Below are 274 nucleotides of genomic sequence, written 5' to 3'. Positions count from 1 at the left end.
AGCGTGCTGATCGAATACGCGCGCGCCGCATCAGAGTGCGTGCTCATGGCACGTCCCGGTCCGGGAGCAACGGCCGACACCCAGGAGGAAAGCGTCAAGAAGGACGTCGACATGCTGCAGCAGGGGGTGGCGCGCCGAACTCTCTACCACTCCAGCAGCCGCGACCACGTGCCCACCCGCCGGGCCGTGGAGATCGTGACGGCCGCCGGCGGCGAATTCCGCACCCTGCCCCATATGCCGCTCCGGGCCGTCATTTTCGACAGCAAGGTTGCAG

At 67.5% G+C, this 274-nt stretch carries 1 pseudogene; it reads left to right on the top strand.

The window, feature by feature from the left end:
* Positions 1-274: pseudogene (locus tag SB754_RS20180) on the top strand (LuxR family transcriptional regulator); the annotation flags it as partial.

The organism is Leifsonia sp. SIMBA_070 (assembly GCF_046534635.1).
Classification (GTDB): domain Bacteria; phylum Actinomycetota; class Actinomycetes; order Actinomycetales; family Microbacteriaceae; genus Leifsonia.
The sequence above is the reverse complement of the archived record's forward strand: the minus strand, read 5'-3'. Positions and strand labels throughout refer to the sequence as shown.